Origin of the sequence: Citrobacter sp. CK191 (assembly GCF_030333435.1) — a bacterium.
GTDB lineage: Bacteria > Pseudomonadota > Gammaproteobacteria > Enterobacterales > Enterobacteriaceae > Citrobacter_B > Citrobacter_B koseri.
On the sequence record NZ_JAOWFX010000034.1, the window covers coordinates 87,330 to 102,433 of the forward strand.

A 15,104-nucleotide genomic window follows, 5' to 3' on the forward strand; every position below is an offset into this window, starting at 1 on the left:
GGCAGGGTGATCTCTGGACGTATTCCTTCCTGAAGCCGGTTTTCTGGCATTACTGCTGAGTCTTGGGGTCAACGTGTTGACCCCACTTGCCACGCTGGTGGGGTTGCGCCAGCGCTGGCAGGGCATCAGACGTCTGGCGATAATCGGCGTCCTGGCGCAATTCGCGCTGTTATTACTGGCGTTCGCTATTCTGGTTTTCTGCTTTCTTACCAGCGATTTTTCGGTTGTCTACGTTGCACAGCATAGCTACAGCCTGCTGCCGTGGGGATTAAAACTGGCGGCGGTGTGGGGCGGTCATGAAGGATCGCTGCTGTTGTGGGTGCTGTTCCTTTCCGGCTGGAGCGCGCTGTTCGCCTGGCGTTGCAAAGGCGAGCGCGATGCGCTCTTTCCGCTAACGCTCTGTATTCTGTCGATGATGACCGCCCTGCTGCTGCTGTTTGTCGTGGTCTGGTCGGACCCGTTTGTGCGTATCTTTCCGCCCGCGATTGAGGGGCGCGATCTCAATCCGATGCTGCAACACCTGGGGCTGATTCTCCATCCACCGCTGCTTTATCTGGGCTATGGCGGCCTGATGGTTGCAGCGGGCGTTGCGCTGGCGTCATTGCTGCGCGGCGGCTTTAGCGCGGCCACCGCCTGGGTCTGCTGGCGCTGGGCGCTCCCCGGCTGGTGCGCGCTGACGCTGGGCATCATTCTCGGGTCGTGGTGGGCGTACTGCGAACTGGGCTGGGGCGGCTGGTGGTTCTGGGACCCGGTGGAAAACGCTTCTTTATTACCCTGGCTTTCCGCCAGCGCGCTACTGCACAGCCTGTTCGTTTCCCGCCAGCGCGGCATCTTTCGCCACTGGTCTTTGCTGCTGGCGATTCTGACGCTGATTTTATCCCTGCTGGGCACGCTGATTGTGCGCTCCGGCATTCTGGTTTCTGTCCATGCCTTTGCGCTGGACAACGTGCGTGCGGTGCCGCTGTTCGCGCTGTTTACCGTGTTGAGCCTGGCGTCGCTCGGGTTGTACGCGTGGCGAGGCCAGCAAGTCCGCCAGAATGCGCGTTTTGGCAGTTGGTCGCGTGAGATGATGATTCTGGCCGCGCTGCTGCTTTTTAGCGCCGTGCTGCTGATTGTGCTTATCGGGACGCTCTATCCGATGATTTACGGCCTGTTCGGCTGGGGGCGACTCTCCGTCGGCGCGCCCTATTTTAATCGCGCCACGCTGCCGTTTGGGCTGCTGATGCTGTTAGTTATCGTACTGGCGACAATCAGAAGCCGGAAAGTGTCTGTGCGCCGCCAGCTTCCGGCGCTGCTGGCGCACACCGGCGTACTGATTATCGCCGCCGGGATTATTTTCTCCAGCGGCAGTCGGCACGAAATCAGCCTTAATCTGCGCCCCGGAGAGCAGGTGGAACTGGCAGGCTACACGTTTCGTTTTGAACGTCTCGATCTGGAGGCGAAAGGCAATTACACCACCGAGAAAGCGCAGATCGCCATTGAGCAGGATAAACGGCACATCGGGCGCGTCACGCCAGAGCGGCGTTTTTACGCGGCGCGCCGTCAGCAGATGATGGAGCCGGGGATTCGCTGGAATCTGCTGCATGACTGGTATGCGGTAATGGGCGAAAAAACCGGGCAGGATCGCTATGCCATGCGCCTGTATGTCCAGACCGGCGTGCGCTGGATCTGGGGCGGAGGGCTGTTGATGATTGCAGGCGCGGCGCTCAGCGGCTGGCGTGGGAGGAAGCGTGATGAGTAAATTAATCAACGCGTTGCCGGATGGCGGCGTACGGGGTGCGCAACACATTGTAGGCCAGATAAGCGCAGCGCCATCCGGCAGAATAGGTTTACTCTTGGCTATCATTTTGTTTTTCATCACCTTTGCAACGCATGCCCAGGTTGTGGACACCTGGCGCTTTGAAAACGCGCAACAGCAGGAAAAATCACTATTTATTGCCAGCCAGCTGCGCTGCCCGCAGTGCCAGAATCAAAACTTGCTGGAATCCAACGCGCCGGTAGCGGTCAGTATGCGCCATCAGGTCTATACCATGGTGGCGGAAGGTAAAAGCGAAGAGGAAATCACCGCCTGGATGACCGAACGCTACGGTGAGTTTGTCCTCTACAACCCGGTGCTAACCGGGCAAACGTTGCTGCTGTGGGCGCTGCCTTTCCTGCTGTTGCTGCTGGTGGGCGTGGCGCTGTGGCGAGTGATAGCGCGTCAGCGTAAAGAGGAGGGGAGTAAATGAGTCTGCATCAGGTGAGCGTATTGCTGCTGCGTCACAGCCAGCGCCAGGCGCAGCTGCAACAGGAATTGCATCATGATTTGGCGGAGCCTGTGGCTTCGGACGCGCCGTCGCGCCCGCTGCCGGTGAAAGCGCTGCTGGCCGTTGCGATCGTCATGGTGATGGCTTGCGTCGGCGGCTATCTGGCGTCGTCAAAATGGCAGGCCGTTCGCCAGGAACAGCAGCGTCTGGCCGATCCGCTGCGGGCGTTTACCGATGAACCGACGGCGGAAAAGCAGTTGCTGACGTTGCAGGCGGCGATTCGCGCAAACCCACAGGACAGCGCGCAGTGGGCGACGCTGGGCGAGTACTACCTCTGGCGTAATGCCTATGACAATGCTCTGCTGGCGTATCAGCAGGCGCTGCGCCTGCGGGGAGAGAACGCGGAGCTCTATTCGGCGCTGGCGACGGTGCGCTATTACCAGTCCGGGCAGCATATGACGCCGGAAACGCGTGAAATGATCGATAAAGCGCTGGCGCTTGATGCTTCGGAAGTCACCGCGTTAATGCTGCTGGCCGCTGATGCGTTTATGCAGGCTGATTATGTGCAGGCCATCGCATTCTGGCAAAAATTACTGGATTTGAACTCGCCAAGGGTTAATCGCGTGCAACTCATTGACGCTATTAATATGGCGAAGTTGTTGCAGAATCGTCAGAAATAATTTTGTTTTTTTGTGATTTGTGTCGTTTTTGCTGTTTAAAAAGTAAGCGAATGAACGGTGGCGTTAAAATAATTCCAGAAAGGTATTATTCGTTTTTGAGGAAATAAAAATCTTTCCATAACAAATAGTTATTCATGATGATCGCGATAAACTCGCGTTATTATGCAGAAAATCAGTTAGATGCCCTGTTCTGAAAGGGTTGCGCAGTATGCCATGCAAATGGTACTGATTATGCGCGTTAAAAAACTCCACAAACGAACGCAACACAATTCATACCCTTTCAGTATGTACTGTTCTCATCCTTTTTTGAATGCAGAACGGCGCTTCATTGAGGAAGTCTGTTGTTATGAAAAACTTGAAAATCAGCCTGGCCTGGCAGATTTTGCTGGCCATGGTGCTGGGTATTCTTCTGGGCAGTTATCTGCATTATCACAGCGACAGCCGCGAATGGCTGGTTGCCAACCTGCTGTCACCGGCGGGTGATATCTTTATCCATCTGATCAAAATGATCGTCGTTCCGATTGTTATTTCCACCCTGATTGTCGGTATTGCCGGTGTCGGCGATGCGAAACAGTTAGGGCGTATCGGTGCCAAAACCATTATCTATTTCGAAGTGATCACGACCGTCGCCATTATCCTCGGTATTACACTGGCGAACGTGTTTCAACCCGGTTCCGGGATTGATATGTCGCAACTGGCGACCGTGGATATTTCGAAATACCAAAGCACGACGGCGGAAGTACAAAGCCATGCGCACGGTTTGATGGGCACGATTTTGTCACTGGTTCCGACCAACATTGTCGCGTCGATGGCGAAGGGCGACATGCTGCCGATTATCTTCTTCTCGGTGCTGTTTGGCCTGGGTCTGTCTTCCTTGCCTGCGACTCACCGTGAACCGCTGGTCACCGTGTTCCGCTCCATCTCAGAAACCATGTTTAAAGTGACCCACATGGTGATGCGTTACGCGCCGGTCGGGGTGTTTGCGCTGATCGCCGTGACCGTGGCGAACTTTGGTTTTGCGTCGCTGTGGCCGCTGGCGAAACTGGTGCTGCTGGTACACTTCGCGATTCTGTTCTTCGCGCTGGTGGTGTTGGGCATCGTGGCGCGTCTGTGCGGTCTGAGCGTCTGGATTCTGATTCGTATCCTGAAAGATGAACTGATTCTGGCTTACTCCACTGCCAGCTCTGAGAGCGTGCTGCCGCGCATTATCGAAAAGATGGAGGCCTATGGCGCTCCGGCGTCGATCACCAGCTTTGTGGTGCCGACCGGGTATTCCTTCAACCTTGATGGCTCAACGCTGTACCAGAGTATCGCGGCGATCTTTATCGCGCAGCTGTACGGTATCGACCTGTCGCTGTGGCAGGAAATCATACTGGTGCTGACGCTGATGGTCACCTCGAAAGGGATTGCGGGCGTGCCGGGCGTTTCCTTCGTGGTGCTGCTGGCGACGCTGGGTAGCGTGGGCATTCCGCTGGAAGGGCTGGCGTTTATCGCCGGTGTTGACCGTATCCTCGATATGGCGCGTACCGCGCTGAACGTGGTGGGTAATGCGCTGGCGGTGCTGGTTATCGCCAAGTGGGAACACAAGTTTGACCGTAAGAAAGCGCTGGCGTATGAGCGCGAGGTATTGGGCAAATTTGATAAAACCGCGAATCAGTAATTCATGACAGATTGCCGGATGGCGCTACGCTTATCCGGCCTACGGGAAGCTGTGGTCTGTAGGCCGGATAAGGCGCTTGCGCCGCCATCCGGCAATATTACATTCACCCGTTGGTTAATTTATCAAACTCTTCGCAGCCGGTATCAAACCCTTCCGTACAGCTCAGATTCAACCAGTGCAGCGCCTTCTGTTTATTCTTCTCAATAAAGCCCTGTTCGCCGTTTAAGAACAACATTCCGGCCCAGTATTCGGAGTAGCCGGTACGGGAAATGGCGGAACTGTGTTTGAAATACCAGGTCGCCTTATCGTCATCGGCAGGAATGCCCACGCCGTTGGCATAAATCAGCCCGAGCAGCATCTGCGCATCGGCGGCAGAATCGCTCTCCAGGTTTTCTGAGGCGTTTTGCAGCAGTGAAATAGCTTTTGGATAGTCAGGCGTCCCCGCCTGGGTGTTGACCAGAATGCGCGCCAGAGTGATTTCTCCGGCTTTGCTGCCCGCTTGTGCCGCCTTTTCGGCCAGCGTTTTAGCCTGCGGATAATCCAGACTGACGGGGTTGGTGATTTTGATTTGCGCCAGCAATGCGCAGGCATCCGCATCACCGTTGTCTGCGGCTTTTTGCGCCCAGTATTCGGCCTTGCTGAGATCGCCGGAACTGAACCAGGTATCGGCAAGAAAATACTGTGCGCGTCGGTCTCCGCCCTCCGCCGCCTTCAGATACTGGCTGCCAGGCTCAGTATCGGTGGCATGGGCAAAGAATGTCATTAAGAACATCAATGCAAGAAGTGGTTTCATTTTGAGTTTTATTTAGGGTACGGAGTAGACAGTATAAAGAGATCGTATGGATAAAAAAACAGCCTCCGGCGGAGGCTGTTGCAAGGAAAATGTCTGATGGCGATGCTCACGCATCTTATCAGGCCTACAGTGGAAACAGGTCGTAGGCCGGATAAGGCATTCTCATGCCGCCATCCGGCAGATTACCCCATTGCGCTTTCGCGCAGACGGGTTTTCAACTTGCTGTACTCATCAATCACATACTGCTCGGCGGCGCGCTGATCGGCGATCGGCTCGACGCGCACGGCGCAGTACTTGTACTCCGGCGTTTTGGTAATCGGGCTTAAGTTCTCCGTCACCAGCTCGTTACAGGCGCCAATCCACCACTGGTAGGTCATGTAAATCGCCCCTTTGTTCGGACGATCGCTGACCTGCGCACGGGTGATAATTTTGCCTTTACGTGAATGAACCCAGACCAGCGCTTCATCTTCAATGCCCAGACGCGCGGCGTCGGCCGTGTTGATTTGCGCATAGCCAGGCTCATCCGCCAGCGCCGCCAGCGCGGCACAGTTCCCGGTCATCGAGCGACATGAATAGTGGCCGACTTCACGCACCGTAGACAGCACCATCGGGTACTCTTCGGTGAGTTTGTCGATCGGCGCGACCCAGTCGCAGGTGAAGAACTGCGCCAGACCGTTCGGGGTGTCGAATTTCTCTTTGAAGAGATAAGACGTCCCCTGATCGGCATCCGACGTGTCGCGGCAAGGCCACTGAATGAAGCCCAGCTCGCCCATCTTCTCGTAAGTCGCCCCGTAAAAATCCGGGCACAGATGACGCAACTCATCCCAGATCTCCTGGGTGTTGTTGTAGTGCATCGGATAGCCCATACGGGTGGCGATTTCACTGATGATTTGCCAGTCCGTTTTCAGATCCCATTTCGGTTCAACGGCTTTAAAGAAGCGCTGGAAACCACGGTCAGCAGCGGTAAACACCCCTTCATGCTCACCCCACGACGTAGACGGTAAGATAACATCCGCCGCCGACGCGGTTTTGGTCATAAAGATGTCCTGCACGATGACCAGTTCCAGGTCTTCAAACCCTTTGCGCACCGCAGAGAGTTCCGCATCGGTTTGCAGCGGATCTTCACCCATAATGTACGCCGCGCGAACTTCGCCATGCGCAGCACGGTGTGGCAGTTCGCTGATGCGATAGCCGGTATGCGCTGGCAGGCTTTCCACGCCCCAGGCTTTGGCGAATTTTTCGCGGTTAGCCGGGTCTTTCACGTACTGATAGCCCGGATAGGTATCCGGCAGCGCGCCCATGTCACATGCGCCCTGAACGTTGTTCTGGCCGCGAACCGGGTTTACGCCCACGCTTGGCTTACCGAGGTTGCCGGTCAGCATGGCGAGACTGGTCAGCGAACGCACGGTTTCCACGCCCTGATAGAACTGGGTCACGCCCATGCCCCACAGGATTGCGGCGCTTTTCGCTTCGGCGTACATACGCGCCGCCTTGCGAATATCGTGCGCGCTCACGCCGGTGATATCCTCAACGGATTCCGGCGTGTAGCCTTCGACAATCTTACGGTACTCTTCAAAGCCTTCAGTACGGGAGGCGACGAACGCCTGGTCGTACAGATTTTCTTCAATAATGACATGGCCCATAGCGTTGAGCAGCGCGATATTCGAGCCGTTTCTCAACGCGATGTGGATGTCGGCAATGCGCGCGGTTTCAATTTTGCGCGGATCGCAGACGATAATTTTCGCGCCGTTGCGTTTAGCGTTAATCACATGATTCGCCACGATAGGGTGGGAATCCGCCGGGTTATACCCGAAGATAAACACTAAATCGGTGTTATCAATTTCGTTAATCGCATTACTCATTGCGCCGTTACCGACCGACTGGTGCAGACCTGCAACCGATGGGCCGTGTCAGACGCGAGCGCAGCAGTCAACGTTATTGGTACCAATAACGGCGCGCGCGAATTTTTGCATTACATAGTTGGTTTCGTTACCTGTGCCGCGAGACGAACCGGTCGTCTGGATGGCGTCCGGGCCATACTTCGCTTTGATGGCGCTCAGGCGATCGGCGACGTAGTTCAGCGCTTCATCCCAGGAAACGGATTCCAGTTTGCCGCCACGCTGGCGACGGATCATAGGGGTTTTCAGGCGCGGGGTCAGGATCTGGGTATCGTTAATAAAATCCCAGCCATAGTAGCCCTTCAGACACAGAGTACCCTGATTGGTTTTCCCCTGCGCCGCCTCTGCCCGGACGATTTTGCCGTTATCGACCACCAGGTTGATTTTGCAACCTGATGCGCAATACGGGCAAACCGTGACGACTTTTTTCATCGGTCTCGCTCCAGTTAATCAAATCGCGCATACGCGCTGTCGGCCTCATTATGCATCTTTTATGCCATGTTTTTATTGGGGTCTTTCCCTGATATTACGGGTAAAATTTGGTCAAAACCCTGACGAAAAACAGGCTGTCGTCAGTTTTGACGTGACGAACAGGAAAAGCGGTGACGGCCCGGCAGTGTGACCAGGGTTATGTTTCCTGCATCTCCTGCTGCGCAATATCTGTCACTCCGGGCAGAATCAATCACACTCATCTGTAGGGGATGTGAAATGGGGAAGGGTGATGAAACCAGCCATACTGGTCGTGGATGATGACGCGGCGGTCTGCGCATTGTTGCAGGATGTCCTGAACGAGCACGTTTTTGCGGTGACGGTCTGCCATACCGGGCAGGCTGCGCTGGTGTGCGTCGAAACCCAGCCGGAGATTGCGCTGGTGTTGCTGGATATGATGCTGCCCGACACGAACGGTTTGATGGTGTTGCAGCAGGTACAGAAGATCAGGCCTACGCTGCCGGTGGTGATGCTCACGGGGCTGGGGAGCGAGTCGGATGTGGTGGTCGGGCTGGAGATGGGCGCTGATGATTACATCAGCAAACCGTTTAACCCGCGCGTGGTGGTGGCGCGGATGAAAGCCGTACTCCGTCGGGTTGGCGTGCTGATCGCCGAAGGCGGAAGCGTGCAGACGTCTGGCCTCTCTTTCAATGGCTGGCATCTGGATACCGCGCGCTGTCAGTTGCACAATCCGCAGCAGCAGGCGGTGGATCTCACCCAGGGGGAATACAGTTTGCTGCTGGCGCTGGCGCAAAACGCCCGTCGGGTGCTCAGCCGTGAGCAGTTGCTGGAATTAACGCACAGCGACAGCGTTGAGGTGTTTGATCGCACCATTGACGTGTTGATTATGCGTCTGCGCCGCAAAATTGAAATCAATCCGCATCAGCCGACGTTGATCAAAACCCTGCGCGGCCTTGGGTATGTTTTTGCCGCCGATGTGCAGCACCACGATAAAGCCGCGTAATCAGGCGCAGTTGCCGGATGGCGGCGTAAACGCCTTATCCGGCCTACTGTAGGCCTGATAAGCGTAGCGCCATCAGGCGAACTGGCTACAAAAGCGTTCGCAACTCCTCAAGCGTTTTCGCGCCATCAATCGCATTGGCGCACAGCAGGCTGACCCGCGCGCAGGCGTGCGCCAGCTTAATGCTCTCGGCCAGCGGCCATACTTCGTGGCAGCCATACAAAAAACCGGCGCAGAACGCATCTCCCGCGCCAACGCTACCGACAATCTCCCTCTGCTCCAGCTTTTGCGATGGTATCCAGACGCCAGGTTGATCCGGCGTTTCGCCCCAGGCGCCTTCCGGGCAATGAATCACCACCCGCTGGCGGACGCCTGCATCCAGCAATTCGCGGGCGGCTGCGGCGATGTGCGGAATATGCGGTTCGCCGTTGGGCTGGCGGATCTCCAGGCCGCTGAACTCTCCGGCCTCCAGCTCGTTGATCACCAGATAATCCAGATGGCGTAGCGCGGGCAAAACCAGCGGCTGATAGCGCGGATCGCCTTTGCGGGATACCAGATCCAGCGAAGTCTCAAAGCCCTCCTCATGCATCTGCGCCATCAGCCGTGCGCTGCGGGTGCCGTAGTCATCATCCGGCATATCCAGACTGTCGAGCAGCAGCAGATAGCCCAGGTGGAAAATCTTCATCGAGGCATCAAGCTCATCGAACGCGGGCAGATCCAACAGACGATTAGCGCCGGGGGAGTGGAAAAAGGTGCGCTGCCCGCTGGGATCGGTCATCACCTGCGACATCGACGTGGGGGCAAACGTGGTGCGCTGGACATGCTGGCGATTGACGTGATACTGCTCCAGCATCGCCATAATGTAGTCTCCGTCGGCGTCCTGGCCGATTAATCCCACAGCCTGTAACGGCAGCCCGGTGTGCATCTTTGCCAGCGTCAGCAGGACATTAAGCGGCGCGCCGCCCGTCGAACGTTCGCTATGGGTGATTTCCGCCAGCCAGCCGCGCTCCGGCCACTGTACGATTTGGTGCACATGGTCGACCAGCATATTGCCCGCCGCGATAATGCCTTTACGTTCCATCAGATCTGCCCCGCGCTGCCAAAAATGCGCATCTGTTCTGATACCGTATCGGTGATCGCCTCTTCAATGCCCAGCAGCAGTTCGGCGAACTCATCGTACAGCGGTTGGCGGTTAGTCATCCGTGATTCCACTGCCGCCAGCGCAGCCTGCGACATACCGGTGTAGAAATTGATTTTGTGAATGCCCAGCGTAATGGCGCGACGAAAATCTTCATCGCTGATGCCGGAACCGCCGTGCAGCACCAGCGGCAGCGCCGTTTGCTGGCGAATGGCGTCCAGACGCGGGAAATCGAGTTTGGGCTCGCCTTTATATTTGCCGTGAGCGTTGCCGATGGCGACGGCCAGGGCATCAATACCGGTGCGGTCAACAAAATCGCGCGCCAGCTGCGGATCGGTAAACAGCGATTCGTCGGCATGACCATACAGCGCACCGCCCTCATCGCCGCCAACTGCGCCAAGTTCCGCCTCTACCGACACGCCAACGGCGTGGCACATCTTCACCACTTCCCGGGTCTGGCGGATGTTTTCCTCATACTCCAGCGTGGAACCATCAAACATTACCGAGCTGAAGCCCAGACGTAACGCCCGCACCACGGATTCAAAATGCAGCCCGTGGTCGAGGTTAAGCACCACCGGAATATCGTGTCGGGCGGCTTCGAATTTTACCGCTTCGACCAGTGAGTCCAGCGAAACATACTTAAAATGGACTTCGGCAATGTTAATGATAAACGGCGAGCGTTCCTGCCTGGCGGCGGCGAACAGCGCGCGTAAAAAATGGGAATCCAGAACGTTAAACGCCCCCAGCGCATAGCGATGCTTGCGGGCATGGTCGAGTCCATCGGCAAGAGAAATCAACGGCATAATGTGCTCCTTGTTCAGCAGAACAGGCGGTACTCGTTACACAACACCAGTTGCGCCGGTTCATCTTCTTCAATGTCGTTATAGCGGGCGATCGGCTGGAGAAAATGGTTGTCATGGTCATCGTCATTGACGGAAGAAACTTCGCCGACCAGCACGTCGCCAAACCCTTTTTCCGCCCAGAAGCTGTGATACAGGCCCGGCGTCAGGCAAATGCTTTCTCCTGGCGAAAGGCGCAGCTGGCTGCCTGCCGCATGGGTCTGTCGACAGCCGTCTATCACAATAGTGACGTCGGTATTGTCGGTCTGGTCCCGGGAGTCGGCGTTCCACAGTTCAACGATTAAATTACCGCCGCCGCGATTGATAATGTCTTCACGCTTGCGCCAGTGGAAATGCATCGGCGTAACCTGCGCGTCGCGCACATGCATGATTTTTTCCGCGTAGCATTTCTCATAAGGCATACCTTTGGGCGAGCCGTTGCGCAGGGTAAACAGCGTCAGTCCCTGAGCGGCAAAATCTGTCCCGCCGAACGCGGTAACATCCCAGCCGAGCCTGAGATCGAATACTTCGCTCCAGGCGGCATCAAGCTGACGCCATTGCGATGGGGCAAAGCTGGCGAAAGGCGGCAGGTGGACGTCATGCATGGAAAAGAATTGCCGCGTGTGGCCGAGAATTTCGTTTATTTCGGAGCGTTTCATTGAAAGAATTCTCCTTATTGTGATGTAGCCTTGTAGGCCGGATAAGGCATTTTTGCCGCCATCCGGCATGGGTTTACTGCCTGATGGCGCTGCGCTTATCGGGCCTACGCAGAGGCCGCTTTCCGTTATTTCACCGTCCAGCCCTTGTAGCTGCCGATGTTGTTTTTATCGATCATCGTCACCGGAATCAGCACAGGTTCACCAGGCGCCGGTTTGCCCTGTAGAATGTCATAGCCGATCTCCACCGCTTTTGCCGCCATCACCTGCGGATCTTGTGCGGGGGTCGCCACAAACAGGGAATTTTCACGCTTCAGCGCCTCTTCGCCATCGGGCGAACCATCCACACCGACGATAAAGAACTCATTGCGCTGTGCCTGTTTCGCCGCCAGATCGGCGCCGATCGCCGTCGGATCGTTGATCGCAAATACGCCGTCGATCTTCGGATTCGCAGCCAGCAGGGCGGTCATCACTTCCAGCCCGCCTTCGCGACTGCCTTTGGCGTTCTGGTTCCAGGAGAGCACCTTGATATCCGGGTGGCGTTTGAACTCGGTCTGACAGCCCTCGACACGGTTCTGCACGGCGGAAACCGGCGGCCCGTTGATGATCACCACATTGCCTTTGCCTTTCAGACGATCGGTAATGTATTTACAAGCCATTTCGCCCGCCTGGGTGTTATCAGAGGTGATGGTGGCGTCTGCGCCTTCGGCAGCCACGTCAACCGCGACCACCACGATCCCGGCGTCTTTCGCCCGTTTCACCGCCGGGCCGATCCCTTTTGAATCTGCGGCGTTAAGGATGATCATATCCACCTTCGCGGCAATAAAGTTGTCGATCTGCGAAACCTGCTGACCCAGATCGTAGCCGCTGGAGACCAGCGTCACTTTTACGCCATCACCGGCCAGTTTGCGTGCTTCCAGCTCCGCCCCTTTTGTTATCTGCACGAAGAACGGGTTGGCAAGATCGCCCACCGTCACGCCGATGGATTTCAGTTCTTTGGCCTGTACAAACGGCGATGCGGCCAGTAACGCGCCAGCACAGAGCGCGGTCACTAATGGTTTCAAACGCATACTCTTTTCCTCACGTAGGGTATTGTTGTTATAAGCCTGATGGCGCTGCGCTTATCCGGCCTGCGAACGGGTAGGCCTGCGCCGCCATCCGGCAAGCTTGTCTATGCACTTTGATGGTGTCGGGTACGGTATTTGTCGATCAGCACCGCTATGATGATCACCGCCCCTTTGATCACCAGTTGCCAGAAGTAAGAGACGCCCATCAGCGTCATGCCGTTATTCAGGGTGGCGATGATCAGCGCGCCCACCAGCGTGCCGGTGATCGTGCCGATCCCGCCGACAAAACTGGTGCCGCCGAGGATCACCGCTGCGATGGCGTCCAGCTCATACCCCATGCCTAAGTTGCCGTTGGCGCTGTAGAGACGCGAGGCGCTCATTACTCCGCCCAGCCCCGACAGCAGACCGCTCATGCCGTACACAAATAGCAGCACCAGCCACACTTTGATGCCGGTTAAACGCGCCGCCTGCATGTTGCCGCCCACGGCATAAATATGTACGCCCAGCGTGGTGCGGCGCAGAATGAACCAGCACAGCACGATCACCGCGAGGGCGATAACCACCAGCCACGGAATCGGGCCAAGATAGTTATTGCCAATCCACTCGAAGCTGATGTTGGAGTTGATCACCGTGGTGCCGTCCGCCAGCAGGTAGGCCGCGCCGCGCAGCGCCGTATAGGTGCCGAGCGTGACAATAAAGGGCGGCAGCCCGGCGAAGGCCACCAGCGCGCCGTTAATCAGCCCCAGCCCCAGGCCGAGCATCAGCGCCGCCGGAATCGACAGCATGGCGAACTCCGGTATCAGAGAGACCACCATCGCCGCCACGGCGGTGGTGCCGAGAATCGACCCCACGGAGAGGTCGATGCCGCCGGTCAGAATGATGAACGTCATCCCCGCTGCCAGCACGATGTTGATCGACGCCTGGCGGGTGATGTTCAGCAGGTTGCTTTCAGTGAAAAAGTTAGGTGCGATAAAGCCAAATACCGCCACGATCAGCACTAAAATCGGTAAAATACCGACCGTTTGCATCAGATCGCTCATCAACATCTTTTTTGCGGAGGCGGACTTCGCCACCTGCTGGGGAGTGGTTGGGTTATTCATGATTTCACCGCCTCAAGGTGGGAGTCGTTTACGCCGGTCGCCAGCCGCATGATGTTTTCCTGTGTGATGTCCTGGCTGTGCAATTCCCCGGCAATGCTGCCTTCATGCATGACGTAGACGCGATCGCTCATGCCGACGATTTCCGGTAATTCACTGGAGATCATCAGGATCGCCACGCCCTTACGTGCCATTTCGTTCATGATGCGATAGATCTCGCTTTTCGCGCCGACATCCACGCCGCGCGTCGGTTCGTCGAGAATCAGAATGCGCGGGCCGATGGCGACCCAGCGTGAGATCAGGAGCTTTTGCTGATTGCCGCCGGACAAACCTCCGGCGCGAACCTGGGCATGCGGCACGCGAATGTTGAGTAACTGAATGGCGTCATCGGAGATGCTTTGGGCTTTTTTACGGTTCAGCATCCCCCAGTTGGCGTCGCGCTCCAGCGTCGCCATCGTAATGTTCTCTGCCGCCGCCAGTTCTAAAAACAACCCTTGTTCTTTGCGGTTTTCGGTGAGGTAGCCAATACCGTGCTCAATGGCCTCACGCGGGGAGTGGATCACCACCGGCTCGCCATCCACCTCGATCATCCCGCCGGTGGCTTTACGCACGCCGAAAATCAGGTGCGCCAGTTCGGAACGCCCGGCGCCGACCAGCCCGGCCAGGCCGACGATTTCGCCGGAACGTACCAGCAGGCTGCACGGCTGCACTTTACCGCCGTCGGTAAGGTGATGAACGTTCAGACGCGGTTTACCGAGCGGGATGTCGCGTTCTTTGTTGAACAGGTCGCTTAACGGACGCCCCACCATCATGCGCACCAGTTCGGACGCGTTGAGTTTGTCGCGGGTGAGGCTGCCCACGTACTGTCCGTCGCGTAGGACGCTGACGCGATCGGACAGCTCATACACCTCCGCCATACGGTGGCTGATATAGATAACCGCCATCCCTTCATCGCGAAGGCGCATGATCAGCTCAAACAGACGGTGGGTTTCACGAGATGAGAGGGCGGCGGTAGGTTCATCCATCACCAGGATACGGCTGTTGCGATGCAGGGCGCGGGCGATCTCCACCTGCTGCTGTTCGGCGATGGTCAGCCGCATTACCCGATCGCTGGCTTTAAACTGCGCGCCGAGCCGGTCGATGACCTTTTGCGCCTGCAACACCATCTCTTTACGCTGCACGATGCCGCCGCGCGACAGTTCGCTGCCGAGGAAAATATTTTCGGCGACGGTAAGGTTAGGCGCAAGCTGCATCTCCTGATAAATCAGAGTGATGCCTGCGCTCAGGGCATCTTTCGGCCCACGAATATGAAAGGGCTGACCGTCGATCAGAATCTCGCCGCTGGTGGCGGTATATGCACCGGCGAGAATCTTCATCAGGGTGCTTTTACCGGCGCCGTTCTCGCCCATCAGCGCGTGGATTTCACCGGGGTATACCGTCAGATCGACCCCTTTCAGCGCGTAAAATTTGCCAAACGCTTTGGCAATATTGCGCATCTCCAGAACCGGTGTCCTGCTCATGGCGGATCTCCTGCGGGGTTAGCGATATCAGCACTCCATCACAGGAAAGTAAATGCAAAA

At 56.8% G+C, this 15,104-nt stretch carries 11 protein-coding genes and 1 pseudogene; 4 read left to right on the plus strand and 8 right to left on the minus strand.

Annotated elements, in window-relative coordinates; all coding sequences use genetic code 11:
- Window positions 1-13 precede the first annotated feature (13 nt).
- From nrfF to gltP, 3 genes and pseudogenes are all read left to right on the plus strand, one after another.
- Window positions 14-2,228 (plus strand): annotated as a pseudogene (nrfF, locus tag OGV82_RS20150) (heme lyase NrfEFG subunit NrfF).
- Window positions 2,225-2,926, plus strand: a complete 702-nt coding sequence (gene nrfG / locus OGV82_RS20155) for a heme lyase NrfEFG subunit NrfG (RefSeq protein ID WP_373271750.1) — start codon at window positions 2,225-2,227, stop codon at window positions 2,924-2,926. The pseudogene nrfF and the gene nrfG overlap by 4 nt, the downstream one beginning before the upstream one ends.
- Before the next feature lie 346 nt (window positions 2,927-3,272).
- Window positions 3,273-4,586 (plus strand): glutamate/aspartate:proton symporter GltP, encoded by a 1,314-nt coding sequence (gene gltP / locus OGV82_RS20160; RefSeq protein WP_024130825.1) that lies wholly within the window; start codon window positions 3,273-3,275, stop codon window positions 4,584-4,586.
- A 103-nt stretch (window positions 4,587-4,689) separates the two neighbouring features.
- Here the strand turns inward: gltP and yjcO are convergent, their stop codons facing one another.
- Both yjcO and fdhF read right to left on the minus strand, forming a co-directional pair.
- The gene (gene yjcO / locus OGV82_RS20165; RefSeq protein WP_101744329.1) at window positions 4,690-5,379 is read right to left on the minus strand and encodes a Sel1 family TPR-like repeat protein YjcO; all 690 of its coding nucleotides are present in this window, start codon (window positions 5,377-5,379) and stop codon (window positions 4,690-4,692) included.
- 182 nt (window positions 5,380-5,561) lie between these two features.
- Window positions 5,562-7,709 carry a formate dehydrogenase subunit alpha gene (gene fdhF / locus OGV82_RS20170; protein ID WP_077956844.1) on the minus strand — a complete coding sequence of 716 codons (2,148 nt, stop codon included), beginning with the start codon at window positions 7,707-7,709 and terminating at the stop codon, window positions 5,562-5,564.
- A gap of 289 nt (window positions 7,710-7,998) precedes the next feature.
- Here fdhF and OGV82_RS20175 point away from each other — a divergent pair, with 289 nt between their 5' ends.
- Window positions 7,999-8,730 carry a response regulator transcription factor gene (locus OGV82_RS20175; RefSeq protein WP_047459626.1) on the plus strand — a complete coding sequence of 244 codons (732 nt, stop codon included), beginning with the start codon at window positions 7,999-8,001 and terminating at the stop codon, window positions 8,728-8,730.
- A gap of 85 nt (window positions 8,731-8,815) precedes the next feature.
- On the opposite strand, the gene OGV82_RS20180 is transcribed toward OGV82_RS20175, so the two are convergent.
- From OGV82_RS20180 to OGV82_RS20205, 6 genes are all read right to left on the minus strand, one after another.
- On the minus strand, window positions 8,816-9,811 hold the full coding sequence (locus OGV82_RS20180) for a carbohydrate kinase family protein (protein WP_096753815.1): 996 nt from the start codon (window positions 9,809-9,811) through the stop codon (window positions 8,816-8,818).
- Window positions 9,808-10,668 (minus strand): ketose 1,6-bisphosphate aldolase, encoded by an 861-nt coding sequence (locus OGV82_RS20185; protein ID WP_012134569.1) that lies wholly within the window; start codon window positions 10,666-10,668, stop codon window positions 9,808-9,810. The genes OGV82_RS20180 and OGV82_RS20185 overlap by 4 nt, the downstream gene beginning before the upstream one ends.
- 14 nt (window positions 10,669-10,682) lie before the next feature.
- Window positions 10,683-11,363: a D-lyxose/D-mannose isomerase gene (locus tag OGV82_RS20190; RefSeq protein ID WP_024130824.1), complete on the minus strand. Its 681-nt coding sequence runs from the start codon at window positions 11,361-11,363 to the stop codon at window positions 10,683-10,685.
- 125 nt (window positions 11,364-11,488) lie between these two features.
- Window positions 11,489-12,430 carry an ABC transporter substrate-binding protein gene (locus OGV82_RS20195; RefSeq protein WP_012134567.1) on the minus strand — a complete coding sequence of 314 codons (942 nt, stop codon included), beginning with the start codon at window positions 12,428-12,430 and terminating at the stop codon, window positions 11,489-11,491.
- Between the two features lie 101 nt (window positions 12,431-12,531).
- Window positions 12,532-13,527: an ABC transporter permease subunit gene (locus OGV82_RS20200; protein ID WP_047459617.1), complete on the minus strand. Its 996-nt coding sequence runs from the start codon at window positions 13,525-13,527 to the stop codon at window positions 12,532-12,534.
- Window positions 13,524-15,044, minus strand: coding sequence for a sugar ABC transporter ATP-binding protein (locus OGV82_RS20205; RefSeq protein WP_012134564.1), 1,521 nt, complete (start codon window positions 15,042-15,044; stop codon window positions 13,524-13,526). The genes OGV82_RS20200 and OGV82_RS20205 overlap by 4 nt, the downstream gene beginning before the upstream one ends.
- Window positions 15,045-15,104: the final 60 nt, after the last annotated feature.

Excerpts from the sequence above, each read along its gene's own strand:
- OGV82_RS20200 (WP_047459617.1), bottom strand. The coding sequence starts at position 13,527 with ATGAATAACCCAACCACTCCCCAGCAGGTGGCGAAGTCCGCCTCCGCA.
- OGV82_RS20195 (WP_012134567.1), bottom strand. The coding sequence starts at position 12,430 with ATGCGTTTGAAACCATTAGTGACCGCGCTCTGTGCTGGCGCGTTACTG.
- OGV82_RS20175 (WP_047459626.1), top strand. The coding sequence starts at position 7,999 with ATGAAACCAGCCATACTGGTCGTGGATGATGACGCGGCGGTCTGCGCA.
- nrfG (WP_373271750.1), top strand. The coding sequence starts at position 2,225 with ATGAGTCTGCATCAGGTGAGCGTATTGCTGCTGCGTCACAGCCAGCGC.
- OGV82_RS20190 (WP_024130824.1), bottom strand. The coding sequence starts at position 11,363 with ATGAAACGCTCCGAAATAAACGAAATTCTCGGCCACACGCGGCAATTC.
- OGV82_RS20205 (WP_012134564.1), bottom strand. The coding sequence starts at position 15,044 with ATGAGCAGGACACCGGTTCTGGAGATGCGCAATATTGCCAAAGCGTTT.
- gltP (WP_024130825.1), top strand. The coding sequence starts at position 3,273 with ATGAAAAACTTGAAAATCAGCCTGGCCTGGCAGATTTTGCTGGCCATG.
- yjcO (WP_101744329.1), bottom strand. The coding sequence starts at position 5,379 with ATGAAACCACTTCTTGCATTGATGTTCTTAATGACATTCTTTGCCCAT.
- OGV82_RS20185 (WP_012134569.1), bottom strand. The coding sequence starts at position 10,668 with ATGCCGTTGATTTCTCTTGCCGATGGACTCGACCATGCCCGCAAGCAT.